The sequence below is a fragment of the Collinsella sp. AF39-11AT genome (assembly GCF_003474585.1).
In the GTDB taxonomy this organism is placed as follows: Bacteria; Actinomycetota; Coriobacteriia; order Coriobacteriales; family Coriobacteriaceae; genus Collinsella.
Genome location: NZ_QROG01000011.1, coordinates 36,219 through 53,591, shown reverse-complemented (window position 1 = coordinate 53,591; position 17,373 = coordinate 36,219). Strand labels below are relative to the sequence as shown.

Genomic DNA, 17,373 nt, shown 5'->3' with positions numbered 1-17,373 from the left:
ACGGTCCCGAGAGGTTATCCGAAGGCCCGCCCGCCGGGAGGGGTTTCTTCTGAGTGATCCCGCAGCGCGAAGCGCGAGGACCAGCGAAGAAGAAACCCCGCAGGCGGGCGGGCCCGGACAGGTACGTTACTCTTTCTCCACCGCGCGCATGATCGCCTTGTAGATCTCCATCAACGGGATGATCAGGAAGGCCAGGCCCAGCGCGGCAAGAACGCCCTTGAGCTCAAGCGTCACAGGGCCAAAGAACATCTCGGCAAGCGTCGGCTGCACGGTCACGATCACCGTCAGCACCAGTGCCAGAGCGGCGGAAGCCCACAGCCACTTGTTCTGCTTCTTCATGGTGAACAGCGACGCACGACGGCTGCGCATATTGAAGCAGTGGAAAATCTCGACCATGTTGAGCGTGATGAACGCCATCATCACGCCTTCCTCGTCGGCATTGCCGGCGATCATATCGGCGATGTGGATGTAGCCCATGTCAAAGTACACGCCCACAAAGAAGCTCGCCAGCACCAGCACGGTGATGATTAGGCCCTGGACCACGCAGTCCAGACCCATATGTCCGGCAAAGACACCATCCTTGGCGTTGCGCGGCTTGCGCTTCATGATGTCGCCCTCGGCGTCCTCCATGCCCAGCGCGAGCGCAGGGAAGCAGTCGGTAACCAGGTTCACCCACAGCAGCTGCACCGGCTGGAAGATGGTAAAGCCGATGAGCGTGGCGATAAACACCGAGAAGACCTCGGCAAGGTTGGCCGAAAGCAGGAACTGGATGACCTTGCGGATGTTGTCGTAGATGCGACGGCCCTCTTCGCAGGCACCGATGATGGTGGCGAAATTGTCGTCGGCAAGCACCATGTCGGCGACGTTCTTGGTGACATCGGTACCGGTGATGCCCATGCCAACGCCGATGTCGGCGCGCTTGATGGACGGGGCGTCGTTGACGCCGTCGCCCGTCATGGCCACGATCTGGTCGCGCGACTTCCAAGCCTCGACGATGCGTGTCTTGTGCTCGGGCTGGACGCGGGCGTACACGCCGTAGTCCTCGATGTGCGCGTCGAGTTCCTCGTCGCTCATGCGATCGAGGTCGGCACCGGTGATGGCATGGCTGCGATCGGTGACGATGCCCAGCTGCTTGGCGATGGCCACGGCGGTGTCGATGTGGTCGCCCGTGATCATGACGGTGCGAATGCCAGCGTCGTGGGCCTCGCGGATGGCTTCGGCGACCTCGGGGCGGACCGGGTCGATCATGCCGGACAGGCCGCAGAAGACCAGGTCGTGCTCGAGCGCAGCGGGGCTGCAGTCGCTCGGGACCTCGGTGTAGGTGCGGCTTGCCAGCGCCAGCACGCGCAGAGCCTCGTCGGCCATGGCCTTGTTGGCGGCCACGAGCTCGGCGCGACGCTCCTCGGTCAGCGGGACGACCTTTTCGCCCTCGTAGATATGGGTGCACAGGCCGATCACCACGTCGGGCGCGCCCTTGGTGTACTGCTCGTACTCGCCATCCAAGGTCTCGACGATCACGGACATCATCTTGCGGCCCGAGTCGAACGGGGCCTCGCCCACGCGCGGATGCTCGGCAGTCAGGCCGGTGAGGCCAGCCTTGCCGGCGTCGTTGACGAGCGCGCACTCGGTCGGCTCGCCCACGGCCTCGCCCAGCTCCTCGTCCCACTGAGCATCGGAGCACAGCGCCATGCCGGCCAGGAACTTCTCCTTGGGCGCAGCGAGCTCGTGCTTGACGACGGTCATCTTGTTCTGGGTAAGGGTACCGGTCTTGTCGGAGCAGATGGTCTGTGTGCAGCCAAGGGTCTCGACAGCAGAGAGCTTGCGGATAATCGCCTGGCGCTTGGCCATCTTGGTCACGCCAAGCGAAAGGACGATGGTCACGACGGCAACAAGGCCCTCGGGGATGGCGGCGACGGCGAGCGAGACGGCAACCATAAAGGTGTCGAGCAGGGCAGTCGGATCGGTAAGGACGTTGCCCACGCCGTGGCGGAGGATGTCAACGCCAAAGATGACGACGCAGATGACGATCACCATGATGGTGAGGATGCGGCTGAGCTCGGCGAGCTTCACCTGCAGCGGCGTGAGCTCTTCCTTGGCCTCGGCCAGGGCGCCGGCGATCTTGCCCATCTCGGTGTTCATGCCGGTGCCGACCACGACGGCGCGACCACGGCCGTACACGACGGTGGAGCCCATATAGCACATGTTCTTACGGTCGCCGAGCGGCACGTCGTCGGTGCCGGCGGCGAGCTCGATCACGTTGGCATGCTTCTCGACGGGCACGGACTCGCCGGTGAGCGCGGCCTCTTCGATCTTCATCGTGGCGCTCTCGAGCACGCGGCAGTCGGCCGGAACGGAGTCGCCCGCCTCGAGCATGATCACGTCGCCGGGCACGAGCTCGGCGCTCGGCAGGTGCACGAGCTTGCCGTCGCGCAGCACCTTGGACTGCGCCGCACTCATCTCCTGCAGGGCCTCGAGGGCCTCCTCGCTCTTGGCTTCCTGGACCACGCCCAGCACCGAGTTGACGATAACGACGAACATGATGATGGCAACATCGGCAAAGTCGGGCTCGCCCTTGACCATGCCCGTGAGCGCACTGATGACGGCGGCAACGATCAGCATGATGACCATGGGGTCGGCCATCTGCTCAAAGAAACGCTTCCACAGCGGCGTCTTCTCAGCTTCCTCGAGCTTGTTAGGGCCTGTCTTGGCGAGGCGCGAAGACGCCTCGTCGTTGCTCAGGCCGAGGTTCTCATCGACACCTTGGTCGCTGAGCACCTCCGCCGCGGCGGACAGGTATTCCTTTTGCATATAGAGTCCCCTCCTGGGATTCGGGCCACTCAGCAGATTGATGCCCGATCATAATTCCCAGGAGAAGGGCAAGGGCTCATCAAGGCTGCCGTGCTGAGCGGCAGTTGATAGTGGAGCTATGGTACCCCAAAGCGACGCGTCTAGCCAAAACAATCGGTTTGGAAATATGGTCCGCACGCAACGGTGCAGACCGTGTGATGCTCAACATTGGTAAAACGTTTTTTCTTCGGCACATCGCCAAACTGACATATCGCCCAGATAGCAGCGGTTAGAGCGGTTGGTAAATTTTCTCATATACCGTTTATCCCGCAAAAAATGAACTTCTAATTCGGCATACGGTCGATTTTATGGGGTATTCGGTCAGCATTTCGTTATAATCAACACGGTTTTATTTCTTATGGTTTATCTATCAGCGCAAGACGATGTCAGATGGAGGTCTGAATGTACAAGCGCACTAAGATTGTATGCACCATGGGTCCCGCCTGCGATAGCGACGAGACCATCCGCGAGATGATCAAGGCGGGCATGAACGTCGCCCGTTTTAACTTCTCGCACGGCTCCTACGACGAGCACCACGGTCGCATCGAGCGCGTCCGCCGTATTTCCAAGGAGCTCGGTCTGCCCGTCGGCATCCTGCTCGACACCAAGGGCCCCGAGGTCCGCACCGGCCTTCTGGTCGACGGCAAGAAGGTTGCCGTCAAGACCGGCGATAAGATCGTCGTCACCGCTCAGCCCACGTCCGAGGATTTCCACGGCACCGCTGAGCACATCTCCCTCGACTACCTGGCTCTGCCTTCCGAGGTCGAGAAGGGCTCCCTCATCCTGATCGATGACGGCCTGGTTGCCCTCGAGGTCGAGTCCGTCAGTGGCCAGGACATGACCTGTGTCGTTAAGAACGACGGCCTGATCGGCGAGCGCAAGGGCGTCAACATGCCCAACGTCAACATCTCGCTGCCCGCCATCACCGAGCGCGATCGTCAGGACATCCTCTTTGGCCTGACCGAGAACATCGACTACATCGCCGCTTCCTTCATCCGTGACGGCGAGTCCGTCCGTGGCATCCGCAAGCTTTGCCGCGAGAACGGCGGCGAGCACGTGACGATCTTCCCGAAGATCGAGTGCGCCCTGGGCGTCGAGAACTTCGACGAGATCCTCGAGGCTTCCGACGGCATCATGGTCGCCCGTGGCGACCTGGGTATCGAGATCAAGCCCGAGCTCGTTCCGCACATCCAGAAGGAGATCATCGCCAAGTGCAACGCGGCCTACAAGCCCGTTATCACCGCTACGCAGATGCTCGACTCCATGCAGCAGAACCCGCGCCCGACGCGCGCCGAGGTTGCCGACGTTGCTAACGCCATCTACGACGGCACCGACGCCGTTATGCTCTCTGGCGAGTCCGCTGCCGGTAAGTACCCGGTCGAGGCCGTTAAGATGCAGGCCAGCATTGCTCTCGAGACCGAGAAGTACCTCCCGGCCCACGCTCCGCTCGAGGTTCCGGCCGACGCTCACGGCACCCGCGTCGTCAACAACGTTGTGGGTATGTCCGCTGTGAACATGGCCACCACCGTTGGCGCCAAGTGCATCACCGTGCCGACGACAACCGGTCGTACCGCACGCCTGATCTCGCACTTCCGTCCCAACATGCCGATCTGCGCGTTCTCCCGCCACGAGTGGGCCGTCCAGCAGATGATCATGTACTGGGGCGTTATCCCGCACCAGGCCGAGATTACCCAGGGCACCGTCAACGGCACGATCGTCAAGGCGATCGAGACCGCTAAGGAGCTCGGCTACGTCGAGGCTGGCGATTTGACCGTCGCTACCGCCGGCGATCCCCGCATGAGCGTCCAGCTCGAGGACAAGGTCTCCTCGACCAACGTCGCTTACGTCGCTCAGGTCCGCTAAATCGTACTTGCAAGCAGATTTGCATTGCAAAGGGCCCGGAAGGCATTGCCTTCCGGGCCCTTTTTCTGTGTCAATGCCGGCACACGGCAAAACACGCACCCATTTCTTTACCAAAAGCGCGAAATCCACCTTTCGAGGCCCAAAAATAAAGTCCCAAGCGCTAAAAGTGTTCGCCCGATGGCGAAACCACACCTTACCCGACGCTGCTAAATCGTTTTAGCAAGAGCCAGATCGACCGCGTTTTCGGAAGTATGCGGCAAATTCTGAGACCTCCGAGCACACCCCGTTTTTTCGCAACAAAATGCCTGATAAACTGGCCTCAAAAGCCAGGTCTGCTCACAGGGTTCAGATTTTGCCGCATACTTCCGAATTGACGCTGGCATCGCACGGTCCAAAAGCACATTTCGACCAGGAGGATATCATGGACCTGACGCTATGCGGTCAATCCGCTTTTTACTATCACCGTATCCCGCCGCAGGTATTAGGGCTTTACCCCGCCATTAGCCTTGGCAATATGGATCGCAGATGTTGCGGCCTCGGAAGTCATGCAGTTGTAAAAGACCTGCTTCACGCACCGCTTCACAGGCTTGTATTCACTCGAGTACAATCCGGGTCGCGAAGCCTGTTTAAATCGCACCTCCTGACCCAAGAGCCGCCTCCCGGGTCGTTTAGGCAAACTGAACATGGATTTGATGTCACGTCGCCCGAGTTTACGTTGCTCAGCCTTGCCACGCAGGTCTCACGCAACCAGTTACTCATGGCTTGCTACGAGATGTGCGGCTCCTTTGCAGTGTTTACGCCCTGCGAGCGAACGCAACAACAACTCGATGAAGCCATTTCGCTTAAGCTCATTCCACCCAACTGCGGTTGGGAGCGTGTTGTCGACACCAAGGGCAATGACACCAATTTGTGGAAGCGCCCGCCGCTCCTCAGCGCGGCGGATATCGCCGCGTTCGCCAAGCAGGCTGCAGGCCTGCGCGGCGTTAAACAACTGCGCTGGGCGGCCGAGCACATGACGGGGCAGACCGCCTCGCCCTTCGAAGTACAGACCTCCATACTTGTCTCGCTCCCCCGCAACGAGGGCGGCATGGGTATCAACATCGCAAACAACGTGCGCATCCCACTCAGCGACGCCGCGCGCTCACTGTATGACAAAACCTGCTGCTACGCCGATATCCTCATCGAGAGCAACACCGACAGCATGGGCGTCATCCTGGAATGCCAAGGCCGCTCCGCCCACGATGGCGAAGCCGCAAGTCTCTCCGATGCCGAGCGCACCACCGCCCTCACAAGCATGGGCTATGACGTTATCCAGATAACCTATGAGCAAATCAAAGACACGAAGAGCTTTAACAACATCGCCGAACTCATCCATAAAAAGGCAGGGCTCCCCTACATCCCAAAGACCGATCAGGAACGCACCACCGAAGATGCCCTGCGGCGGGAGCTATTGGTCGATTGGGATGAGCTGTTCGCCGTCAAGCCGGCCAGCTAGCAGCTAGTGATCAGAGGGACTGCGGGGACGTCAGAAGCGGCAACGCGAGTCGCAAAGCCCACCTCGGTCAGCTCGATGACCTCGGTAAACGTTGCATCGAAAAACTCCTCAGTTAGCAGGCGGTATGGCGGATGATCGGGCTCACCGGGGTTTTCGCGCACAATCTCGTGCATAACGCCGATGGTCTTGAGCACATACTCCTTATGGATGGGATACTGCCCAAAACGCATCGCCGCAGTATACAGACGATCGGTCGCACGCGGGATGGAAACAATGCCGAGCGTCTTACCAAACCAGTCAAAGTCACCTTGCTTTTTAATGCGGAATTCCTCGCACGGCTTGCCGCCGTGCGCCTCCAGGTACTGATTCACGCGCGTATTCCATACGGTATCGGCCACCAGATGCGACCAGACGCCCAGCGTTAAATCGAGCAACGACTGCGCCACATCTTCGGACGCAAGCGAGAACTCACAGGCGCCGGGACCGACAACCGGCTCGGCATCCCTGTAGCGCTGGGGATAGTGCACGCGATTCAGTCGCTCGCGTTCCTCGATAATCGAGGTCGCCGCGGCCGGCGCACCGGTGGGCGAACTTTTAAGCAACGGTGCCACATAGGTATCCCAGAACTCATGCTCACGAGGCTTAGGGATAGGCTCGGGCTTGGCAAAGTGCGTAATGCGATACGGAATGGGATCAGCGATACCAGGGACCATATAGCCCACGAAGATATCCGGAACCACGCAGCCAAACAAAAAGGCATTGCGGTCGCGCACGCTATTGGCAAGCGCGCCGGTGCACTCCAGCAAACGCTCCGTCTGAGCGATATGAATGTTCCAGCTTGGCATAGCCACCCCCATAAAAACCTGGATAACTATACCATCACGGCAAAGCCGCGCGGGCCGCTACGCACGCTCTACGCAGCAACTATTCCGCAGCGCCGCTCTCGGTTCCATACGAAGACACCGGCGCCTCGACCACATGGTGATATCGATCGATATAGATGGCGCGGGCACCCAGGCGTCGTACCAATTCCTGATGGTGCGTGCTCATCAAGACCGTCTTACCGGCAGCAACATAGGCCAGTAGAAAGTTGACCACGATGTCGCACGAGTCCTCGTCAAGTCCGTTGGTAGGCTCGTCGAGCACCAGGATATCGGGGTTCATCGACACGACGGCAGCCAGCGCCACGCGCTTCTTTTGCCCGCCCGAGAGCTGATAGGGCGAGGCATCGACCAGATCGGCAACCTGGAACAGCTCCATGGCATCGCGCACGCGGCGCTCGAGCTCGTCTGCCGGCAGCCCCATCTGCGCGGGACCAAAAGCAACTTCCTCGCCCACCGTAGCGCAGAACAGCTGGGCGTCGGCATTTTGAAACACAAAACCTACGCGCTGATGAAAACGCTGAGCGGCCGCGGAATCCTTTAGAAACGCCGCGTCGATCGCGTGCCCGTCAAACAGGTATGCCCCTGCGTCCGCGAGTTCAAGGCCGTTAATAAGGCGCATAATCGTCGTCTTACCGCAGCCGTTGGGACCGAGCAGGGCAACGAGTTCACCACGATCGACCTGCAGCGACACACCATCGACAACCGTATGGCCCGCATAGGAGAACACCACGTCGCGCAGCTCGATGAGCGGCGTGGCCTCGGCGCCGCCCGCACCGTTCGTGCCCGCCGCACTATTCATATCGATCGTCAAAACGTCGCCCTTCCCTAGTTGCATCCCCAGCCGGAACCAGCAGCGCCTACAGCACCGCGCACAACACGGCGAGCAGAACCACGCCGGCCGCATAGACCGCATCGCGCCAGCCAAACCCGGCGCGTGCAGGCGCCGGGTACACGCCGGCAAAGCCGCGGCAAAGCATAGCCTCGTCCATCGCGCGACTGCACTCCATCGCCTTGATAAACGTCATGCCCATGATACCCGCCAGCGAGTCGGTGCGCGAAAAACCCGCAGGCGCGGAACCGACGCTGCGCAGCATGACCGATTCGCACAGATCGTGCGCTGTGCGTCCCAGCACCTCGATATGCTTGAGCGCCATATCGAAAGTAAAGATGACCTCGTCGGGCAGGTGCAGCATCTTAAGCGCCGCCGACATGCGGCTCCAGGTGAGCGTCCACGAAACACCCAGCACCAGCGACACGTTAATGAACGTCTTGAGTGCAATCTTGAGCATGGCGCCCGAGGCAGAAGCACCCAGCAGCAGGGCAGGCAGCGCCAGAACCACGGCAAACCCCGCGGCAGCCAACGCCGGCACAAAGGTAGCGCGCAGCCCGCGTACGGGGCGCACGGCAACGAGCACCAACGCGATCGCCGCCATCAACATCAGGTACAGCGGGCTTTGCGTCAGACACACGCACAGGACGCAAACGAACATCCCTAACAGGCGCACCGGAGCCGAAACGCAAGAAAGGGCGCGGTCGACCATCGACCCGCCCTTGTTCGCGCCTCCACCCAGGCGAACCCGCTCAAGCAGGCTCGCCAGGTGCAGGACGTTCTTTTGCATCACACGATGCCGAGCCCCCGCGGGCTCGTATCGCTCCTCGGCCGCAAGCCAACTAGGCAGCCCGGCTATTGCCATGAGCACCGCTTTCCTTGACCGTCAGCGAGACCAGGCGGAATGCGATGGTGAGCACCGCCACGCCAATCACGCCCGAAAGAATATACATCGCGGCCTGGCCGGCAAAGCCAAGGCCCTGCTCCTCGGAATAGGCCTGCAGATAATCGCCCGTGGGCAGGGCATCGGCAAAGGTCGGAGTGTCGAGACCGACCGAAGCCTGCAGACTGTCGTCACCAGCCTCCTGAACGGCGATCGCGGCGCCCTCGGCGTCCCACTCACCCCAGGCGTCACCGGTGGCAAGCAAGCCGAGCGGCGTAGCCACGACAAGCACGGCGACCAGGATGAGCGTGGGGACCAGCGAGGTCTTCTTGGCGGTTGTGCCCTCGGCAGCAAGCTGGCCATCGACGGCCTCGGGCCCGACGATAACGCTCGGCGCCGTCTTCTTGATAAAGCCGTAGATCGCGGCAGTCGCCACGCCCTCGACCACGCCGGCAACCAACATATGCGGAATCATCATGGCCGGAATGGCAATGGACAGCGGGAAGGGGCAGTACAGCGGCGCGCCCGAAGCGTTAGTAAAGAGCATGGGCTGAATACCAAACTCGACCGCCGCGCACAGGGCCGCCAGGCACAGGCCGACCCAGCCGCTTACGATGGCCGAAACCGAGGTGCCCCAGCTCTTGTCGTGCAAACGGCTGTTGAGCGCACGGAACACGATAGCAGCGGCAAACGGCAGCACGAAGGCCATGTTAAAGCAGTTGGCGCCAAAGGACAGGATACCGCCGTCGCCAAACAGCAGCGCCTGCAACGCCAGCGCGACCGAAACCGCGATGGCCGCGGCCTCGGGGCCCAGCAGCAGCGCGATGAGCGCGCCGCCGACGGCGTGACCAGTGGTGCCGCCGGGCAGCGGCACGTTGAACATCATGAGCAAAAAGGAGAACGCAGCGCAAATACCCAGAAAGGCCATATGCTCGCGATCGAGCGTGGCGCGCACTTTCTTGATGCAGTGAACCCATACGGGCACCATCGCCACCGCCATAACGGCATCGGTCTGCGGGGACAGGTAGTTATCTGGAATGTGCATATACGCCTCCCGGTTGCCGGCACATGGGATTGCAGCGCCGCTTGAACCATTTCATCAGTGTTACGAGCTAGATGATTCGTAACACGCCGCAGGCTATGATAGCAAAACGGCGCGCCGCCACAAAAGCAGCACGCCGTTTTGTAATGCGCGTGTCATATATGCAGGGTCAGCGATGCCTTATTCCGAACACCGCGGTCGCGCAGAGCTCCGCAGCAACCGCCATCAGGCCCTACGCCCCCCATCGCAAGCCCTAGCCGCGGACCTCGCCGTTTACGCCCTTGCACACCTTGGTGACAATCTTCTGGTGCGCTTTCTCGACCTCTTCGCTGGTAAGCGTGTGGTCGTCGGAGCGATACGTAAGCGCAAAGGCCATGGACTTTTTGCCCGCTCCGATGCGGATGGGATCGCGGTAGACGTCGAACAGGCGCACGCCCTCGAGCAACCTACCGCCGGCGCTCGTAATGCGGCGCTCAAGATCCTCGCAGGTCACGGCATTGTCGACCACAATGGCAAGGTCGTGCTCAACGGCCGGGTACTGCGAGAACTCGCGGTAGTTCTCCTGGTTGCGGGCGCCCTTGATCAGCTTGTCCAGGTCAAGCTCAAAGGCAACGACAACCTCGTCGATGCCGCAGGCCTCGCGCGCCTCGGGGTGGATCTCGCCGACCCAACCCAGCACGGTGCCGCCGGACAGAACCTCGGCCGCACGACCCGGCTGCAAAAAGGCATAGCCCTCGCCCTCGACGGGACGGAAGCGAACCTTCTCGATGCGCAGCTGGGCGAGCAGCTCCTCGACGATACCCTTGCCAAAGAAGAAACGCAGTTTACGGTACTTCATGTTCCAAGACTGCTCGCTCCACTGGCCCGAGAGCACACCCGCGACGGACTTGGTCTCCTTGGGCAGGCTGGCGTTCTCGCGACCGTGGAACAGGCTGCCGACCTCGTACAGGTGCACGTTGGGCGTACCGTGCGCCTCGTTGTAGGCCACGGACTGCAGCAGGCCCGGCAGCAGCGAACGACGCATCTCGGTCTGCTCGGCCACCAGCGGGTTCATGAGCACCACGGGGCAGCCGCGACCCTCGGTGGGCATGCCGATCTTCTCCAGGTCGCCCGGGGCGGCAAAGCCAAAGGTCGTGGTCTCGTTGAGGCCGCAGGCGCGCAGGATCTCGCCGACCTTGCGGGTGAGCTTCTGCTCGCGGGTCAGGCCGCCGATGTGGTTCTTGGCAGCCGGGATGGTCGCCGTCACACGGCCCATGCCCCATAGGCGCAGGACCTCCTCGATCAGGTCAATCTCGCGCGGCAGGTCGGGACGGAAGCTCGGCGGGGTAACCATAAAGTCCTCGCCGTCGCGCTCGACGGTGCAGCCCAGACGGGTAAGCGAACGCTCGATAAAATCGGGCTCGATGTCGGCACCGCAGATGGCATGCACGCGGGCCAGGCGCAGCTTGATGCTGTCGATGGTCTTGGGCGCGGGGAAAACATCGACATAGCCGGGAGCAACCTCGCCGCCGGCGATCTCCTCGATGAGCGCGCAGGTAACGTTGGCGACATCCACGCAGCCAGTCTCGTCAACCTGGCGCTCAAAGCGAATGGAGGCGTCGGAGATCAGCGACAGATCGCGGCTGGTGTGCGAGGTGCGACCGGCGTTGAAGCAAGCGCTCTCGACCATCACGTCGACGGTGTCGTCCTCGATCTCGGAATCCATGCCGCCCATAACGCCGGCCAACGCCACGGGGCGCTCGCCGTCGGTGATAAGGCCCATGCCGGCGTCGAGCACGCGCTCTTCGCCATCGAGCGTCGTGAATTTCTCATCCTGCTGGGCGGCGCGAACCACCACGCGACGGTGGCCATCGCGCTCGGCAAAGGTGTCCAGGTCAAAGGCGTGCAGCGGCTGACCGGTGAGCATCATCACGTAGTTGGTGATGTCGACGATGTTGTTGTGCGGACGCACGCCCAGGGCGTTAAGGCGCTTGACCATCCAGTCGGGCGACGGGCCGACCTTCACGTTGCGCACGATGCGGGCGACATAGCGGTCGCACAGGCCCTCGTCGGCAATCTCGACGGAAAGCCCGTCGTCGGTCGCGCGGCCAGTCTCCGCCTTGATGGCGGGCAGCTCCACGTGGAAATCGCGGTCGAAAATGGCACCGGTCTCGCGGGCCATGCCGATCATGGACAGGCAATCGGGACGGTTGGGCGTGATCTCGCAGTCGAGCACAGTATCACTCGAGCCCACGTACTCGGCAAACGGCATACCGCAGGGCGTGTCCTCGGGCAGAATCATGATGCCGGAGTGGTCGCCACCCAGGCCGAGCTCGCGCGCAGAGCAGTTCATGCCCATGGACACGACGCCGCGAAGCTTGCTCTTCTTGATCTTGACGTCGCCGGGCAGGACAGCGCCGATCATGGCCGTGACGATGTGGTCGCCGGCCTCGAAGTTCTGCGCGCCGCAGACGATCTGCAGCGGAGCGGGATTGCCGTCGGCATCGAGGTTCTTGTCGCCCACATCGACCGAGCACACATACATGTGGTCGCTATCGGGGTGCGGGGTCTTGGTGAGCACCTTGGCGGTCACCACGTAGTCGAAGGACTCGCCCACGGTGTCGATCGCCTCGACCTCGGTGCCGGTACGGATATATTCGTCCGAAAGGGTCTTGGGATCCTCCGGAATATCGATCATGGTCTTGAGCCAGTCGTAAGAAACACGCATCTAGCTCTCCTTTCATACTGAAAGCCTGCGAAGAGATGCAGGTGGAAACTTCAACTTTGTGAACATTCCTTACAAAGCGAGGGTTGTCCAAGTGCGGCAGATCGGCCCGAAAGAGGAGTGCCGCGTACTTTGGTACGCAAGCGACGAATGAGCGCCGAGGTGCCGTGCTTGGGCAAGCCGCAGCCTAGAACTGATTCAAGAAACGCATATCGCCTGTCATGAGCGTTCTGAGGTCCGGCAGGTCGTAGCGCAGGGCCGCGACGCGCTCGGCGCCAATGCCAAAGGCGAAGCCGGTGTACTTCTCGGGATCGATGCCGCAGTTGATCAGGACGTTGGGGTCGACCATGCCGCAGCCCAAGATCTCGATCCAGCCGCTGTGCTTGCAGAAGTTGCAGCCCTTGCCGCCGCACACGTGGCAGCTCACGTCCACCTCGCAGCTGGGCTCGGTGAAGGGGAAGAAGTGCGGGCGGTAACGCGTCTTGCGATCCTCGCCAAACATGCACTTAACAAAGTAGTCGAGCGTGCCCTTCAGGTCGCCAAAGGTGATGCCCTCGTCGACGACCAGGCCCTCGATCTGGTTGAACTGCGGCAGGTGGCAGGCATCGGCCGTGTCGGGACGGTAGACGGTGCCCGGGCAGATCATGTAGATGGGCGGCTTCTGCGACTCCATAGTGTGGATCTGCACGCCCGAAGTCTGGGTGCGCAGCAGCACGTCGGACTCGCCGTGGGCGTGAGCCTCGGGGTGCGCGACGCTGCCGGGGTTGTTGTCGACCACGTAGAAGGTATCGCGGGCCGAGCGGCTCGGGTGATCCATGGGAGCGTTGAGCGCGGTGAAGTTGTAGTAAGAGGTGTCGACCATGGGGCCGGACTCGACGGTGTAGCCGATGCCGCAGAAGATGTCCTCGGCCTCCTCGATGATTTGCTTGATCAGGTGCTGGTGGCCGATCTGCGGACGGATGCCCGGCAGCGTGATGTCGACGGCGTCGTGCTCGAGTGCGCGCTTGAGGGCGGCGGCCTTCATCTCGGTGTTTCGCTCGTCGAGCATGCCCTCGATCAGCTGGCGCATCTCGTTGGCGCGCTTGCCCATCACGGGACGATCCTCGGGGGCGAGCTTGCCCATCATGCGCATCAAGCCGGTGATACGACCCTTGCGACCGAGCAGCTCAACACGCGCAGCCTCGAGCTTGGCGGCGTCATCGGCGCCTGCGACGAGCTCCTTGGCCTCTTCCTCGAGTTTGACCAGATCATCAATCAGACTCATGTCTTCCCTTTCGTCTCTCGCGCATCCACTTGCCGCGGCGGCTGGAGCCACCCGGAGCTGCGGATGTGCGGCCCGGTTCGGTAACAAAAAAACCGCCCTCGGGCATGTGCATTGCCCAAGGACGGTTGAATTCCGCGGTACCACCTTGTTTGACCCGGCGGATGTCTGGCCCGCCGCGCCCACTCTGTGCCCCTTGTCGCGAGGCTCACGGCTTCCCTACTGGGGCTTCGCCGCCGCTGGCCGCGTGCCCGTTGAGGTCGCTGCTCGGGAGTGAACGCTTGGCCCTTGTCACCGCAGGAAGGCTCGCAGCCCATGACCTTCCCTCTCTTGCCGGCGACGCGGCGGGCAAAACCCTCTCCGTCAACGCATTGGGCTATAGGATAACACATTCTGCGTGTGCATCGCCGCGTTCCGTTTTGTTCGCACTGGGTACAAGGCAGGTAGCTGTGCAAACTGGCCGCGCGCCCACCCGAAGCGCTCGGCTCACGAGATCAAGGATATGGTATGGGAAAGAAACTCGATAAGAAGGCCGAGCCTGCAGCGGGCAAGACATCCAAAGGCATGAAGGTCGATAAGGCCGTCAAAAAATTCCGCAAGCTCGAAGGCAAGCTGTGGACTCGTGAGTACCTGCTCAAGATTGCCGAGTTTGACGGCGCGACCATTGCCCCCGCCAACGGCGCAGCAGCGCGTGCCGACGCCATGGGCACGCTTGCCGGCGAGCATCACAAGCTGCTGACCAGCGAGAAGTCCGTTGAGCTCGTACGCTCGTTAGCGCGCGAGACCGTCGCCGGCGGCAAAATCGACGACCCTCAGCTGCTCGACGAGATCCGTGTGCTCGGCCGCGATCAACGTGAGGCCAGTGCCATCCCCACCGAAGAAGCCGAGGCCTGGACCAGGCTCACCTGCGAGGCGGACGCCGTGTGGCGCAAGGCCAAGGCAGCCAACGACTGGGCGAGCTTTGAGACCTATGTGGATAGAATCGTCGCCCAACTTAAGCATCAGGCCGAGCTCATGGACCCCAAGCGCGATCCATACGACGTTTGGCTCGACCAGTACGAGCGCGGCCTTTCCGCCAAGAGCTTCGACGCGTTTTGCGACGAGGTCAAGGCCACGGTCGTGCCGCTCGTGCACGCCATCGGCGAGCGCGGCCAGCAGCCGGCTGCCGACTTTTTGCACGCCCACGTGCCCGAGGCTGCCCAGCGCGCCATGAGCTTCGACCTTATGAAGCTTGTCGGCCTGGACCTGGACGACACCACGCTTGCCTTTACCGAGCATCCGTTTAGCGAGGGCTTTGCCGTGGGTGATGCGCGCATCGCGACGCACATCTACGAGGACGACTGCATCTCCAACGTCTACAGCATCATCCACGAGGCGGGGCACACCATGTACGAGCTGGGCGTCAATCCCGCCTACGCGCGCACCTGCCTGGAGGGCGGCACCTCCATGGGCATCCACGAGAGCCAGAGCCGCTTTTTCGAGAACACCGTGGGTCGCAGCCGCGCCTTTATGGGCCCGCTGCTCGAGGTGCTGCGTCGTCACGCGCCCGAGGTCTACGGCGACGTCGACGAAGACACGCTCTACCGCGCCGTGAACATCGCGCAGCCGTCGTTGATCCGCACCGAGGCCGACGAGCTCACCTATCCGCTGCATATTATGGTGCGCTACCAGATTGAGCGTATGCTGTTTGCCGGCGAGGCTGCGGCCAAGGACATCCCCGCGCTTTGGAACCGCTTTATGAACGAGTACCTGGGCATTCCCGTTCCCGACGACACGCACGGCTGCCTGCAGGATACGCACTGGAGCGGCGGCTCGTTTGGCTACTTCCCCACCTATGCGCTGGGTAGCGCCTACGACGCCATGTTTGTGCCGGCCATGTGCCGCGACGGTGTCGACCTTAACGGCGCCTGTGCGAGCGGCGACCTGGCGCCCGTCCGCGCCTGGCTGGGTGAGCGCATTTGGCAGTGGGGCCGCGCCAAGGACGCGCCGGAGCTCATCAAGGGCGCCTGCGGCATGGCGTTCGATGCCCGCTACTACTGCAGCTACCTGCAGGACAAGTTCACCACGCTGTATCAGCTGTAAAGCTTAGGCGACACGCCAACGCAAAGGGGGCGCCGCGGGTTGGTTCCGCGGCGCCCCTTTTTCATCTAAGCCAGAGACCCGGCACTTGGGGGCGTTTGCAGCGTCGAGCAGTTACGCGGTTTGGTAAAACCGCGTAACTACAGAGCCTCGAGCGCGTTGGCGATGCGCTTCATGGCAGCATCGGCGGATGCTTGGTCGGGCGCTTCGGCCAAAACGCGAATCACCGACTCGGTTCCACTTTTGCGCACGAGCACGCGGCCCTCGCCTGCCAGCGCAGTCTCGGCCTCGGCGATGGCGTTCTGCACGCCCATGTTCTCGAGCGCGGCGTCCTTATCCGCTACGCGCACGGCAACCTGCGCCTGCGGCAGCAGCTTGCACGGAGCCGTGAGCTGCGAGAGCGTCTCGCGCTCGGCACGAATCACTTCCATCACGCGCAGCGAGGTCATAATGCCGTCGCCCGTGCGCTCGATATCGCCAAAGATCGTATGGCCCGTCTGCTCGCCGCCCAGGCTGTAGCCGCCCTCGCGCATCTTGGCATACACGTGACGGTCGCCCACGCCGCTGGTCACGGCGCTCAGTCCGGCAAGCTCCAGCGACTTGACCAGACCAAAGTTGCTGGCGATCGTCGGCACCACGGTACCGCCCGAAAGGCGACCGTGCTTGTTCAGATACACGCCGCACACGTACAGGATCTGGTCGCCGTCTACCACGCGACCGCGCTCATCCACGGCCAGGCAGCGGTCGGCATCGCCGTCATAGGCAAAACCCACGTCCAGGCCTTGCTCCACCACGTGGCGCTGCAGGCGCTCCATATGCGTGGAGCCGCAGTCGACGTTGATGTTAAAGCCATCGGGCGCGGCGTTGATCACGCGCACGTCGGCGCCCAGCGCGTCGAACACCGGCTTGGCCACCGAGGACGCCGAGCCGTTGGCGCAGTCGAGACCGATCTTGACGCCCTGTAGCGAAAAATTCGAACTCGCAATGAGCGAGGCGATATAGCGGTTGCGCCCCTGCATGTAGTCCACCGTGGCGCCGATGTGGTTGCCCGTGGCCAGCGGCACCTCGCTCTTGCCATCGATGTAGTCCTCGATGAGCTCCAGCACGTCCTCGTCCATCTTAAAACCGTCGCTGTTGACGAGCTTAATGCCGTTATCGCAAAACGGGTTGTGGCTCGCGCTGATCATGATGCCGCAATCGAAGCAGCCTTCCACGGTCTGATGCGCTACGCCCGGCGTGGGGATCACGTGCAGCATATAGGCGTCCGCACCGCTCGCGACCAGGCCACTCACCAGCGCCGCCTCGAACATATAACTCGAGCGGCGTGTGTCCTTACCCACGATGACGCGCGCCTTGCGCTCGCGGTTAGCGCCGTAATACCAGCCCACAAAACGGCCAATCTTATAAGCGTGCTCTACCGTCAGCCCAACGTTGGCCTCACCGCGAAAGCCATCGGTGCCAAAGTACTTCATGCGCTCTCCTTACA

At 62.0% G+C, this 17,373-nt stretch carries 11 protein-coding genes; 3 read left to right on the top strand and 8 right to left on the bottom strand.

Annotated features, from left to right (window positions below):
• Positions 1-126: 126 nt before the first annotated feature.
• Positions 127-2,808, bottom strand: coding sequence for a cation-translocating P-type ATPase (locus DW037_RS06115; RefSeq protein WP_117637392.1), 2,682 nt, complete (start codon positions 2,806-2,808; stop codon positions 127-129).
• A gap of 441 nt (positions 2,809-3,249) precedes the next feature.
• Here DW037_RS06115 and pyk point away from each other — a divergent pair, with 441 nt between their 5' ends.
• A complete protein-coding gene (gene pyk / locus DW037_RS06110; protein ID WP_117637393.1) occupies positions 3,250-4,710 on the top strand; it encodes a pyruvate kinase in 1,461 nt (486 codons plus the stop codon).
• Positions 4,711-5,131: 421 nt separating this feature from the next.
• Positions 5,132-6,205, top strand: coding sequence for a hypothetical protein (locus DW037_RS06105; protein WP_124785840.1), 1,074 nt, complete (start codon positions 5,132-5,134; stop codon positions 6,203-6,205).
• Here DW037_RS06105 and DW037_RS06100 read toward each other — a convergent pair.
• The 6 genes from DW037_RS06100 to pheS form a co-directional block, all read right to left on the bottom strand.
• On the bottom strand, positions 6,202-7,050 hold the full coding sequence (locus DW037_RS06100; RefSeq protein WP_117716612.1) for a hypothetical protein: 849 nt from the start codon (positions 7,048-7,050) through the stop codon (positions 6,202-6,204). The two genes, DW037_RS06105 and DW037_RS06100, sit on opposite strands and share 4 nt — an antisense overlap.
• A 79-nt stretch (positions 7,051-7,129) precedes the next feature.
• A complete protein-coding gene (locus DW037_RS06095; RefSeq protein WP_233542283.1) occupies positions 7,130-7,900 on the bottom strand; it encodes an energy-coupling factor ABC transporter ATP-binding protein in 771 nt (256 codons plus the stop codon).
• A 46-nt stretch (positions 7,901-7,946) separates the two neighbouring features.
• Positions 7,947-8,783, bottom strand: a complete 837-nt coding sequence (locus DW037_RS06090; protein WP_117716610.1) for an energy-coupling factor transporter transmembrane protein EcfT — start codon at positions 8,781-8,783, stop codon at positions 7,947-7,949.
• Positions 8,761-9,846 carry a cobalt transporter CbiM gene (gene cbiM / locus DW037_RS06085; RefSeq protein ID WP_117790189.1) on the bottom strand — a complete coding sequence of 362 codons (1,086 nt, stop codon included), beginning with the start codon at positions 9,844-9,846 and terminating at the stop codon, positions 8,761-8,763. The genes DW037_RS06090 and cbiM overlap by 23 nt, the downstream gene beginning before the upstream one ends.
• A gap of 250 nt (positions 9,847-10,096) precedes the next feature.
• Entirely contained in the window at positions 10,097-12,550 is a 2,454-nt protein-coding gene (gene pheT, locus DW037_RS06080; protein ID WP_118373000.1) for a phenylalanine--tRNA ligase subunit beta, read from the bottom strand.
• A gap of 184 nt (positions 12,551-12,734) precedes the next feature.
• Positions 12,735-13,811: a phenylalanine--tRNA ligase subunit alpha gene (pheS, locus tag DW037_RS06075; protein ID WP_055250566.1), complete on the bottom strand. Its 1,077-nt coding sequence runs from the start codon at positions 13,809-13,811 to the stop codon at positions 12,735-12,737.
• Between the two features lie 504 nt (positions 13,812-14,315).
• On the opposite strand from pheS, the gene DW037_RS06070 reads away from it, so the two are divergent.
• Positions 14,316-15,890 carry a carboxypeptidase M32 gene (locus tag DW037_RS06070; RefSeq protein WP_118372999.1) on the top strand — a complete coding sequence of 525 codons (1,575 nt, stop codon included), beginning with the start codon at positions 14,316-14,318 and terminating at the stop codon, positions 15,888-15,890.
• A gap of 137 nt (positions 15,891-16,027) precedes the next feature.
• Here DW037_RS06070 and glmM read toward each other — a convergent pair whose 3' ends face one another.
• On the bottom strand, positions 16,028-17,359 hold the full coding sequence (gene glmM / locus DW037_RS06065) for a phosphoglucosamine mutase (protein WP_117759782.1): 1,332 nt from the start codon (positions 17,357-17,359) through the stop codon (positions 16,028-16,030).
• Positions 17,360-17,373 lie beyond the last annotated feature (14 nt).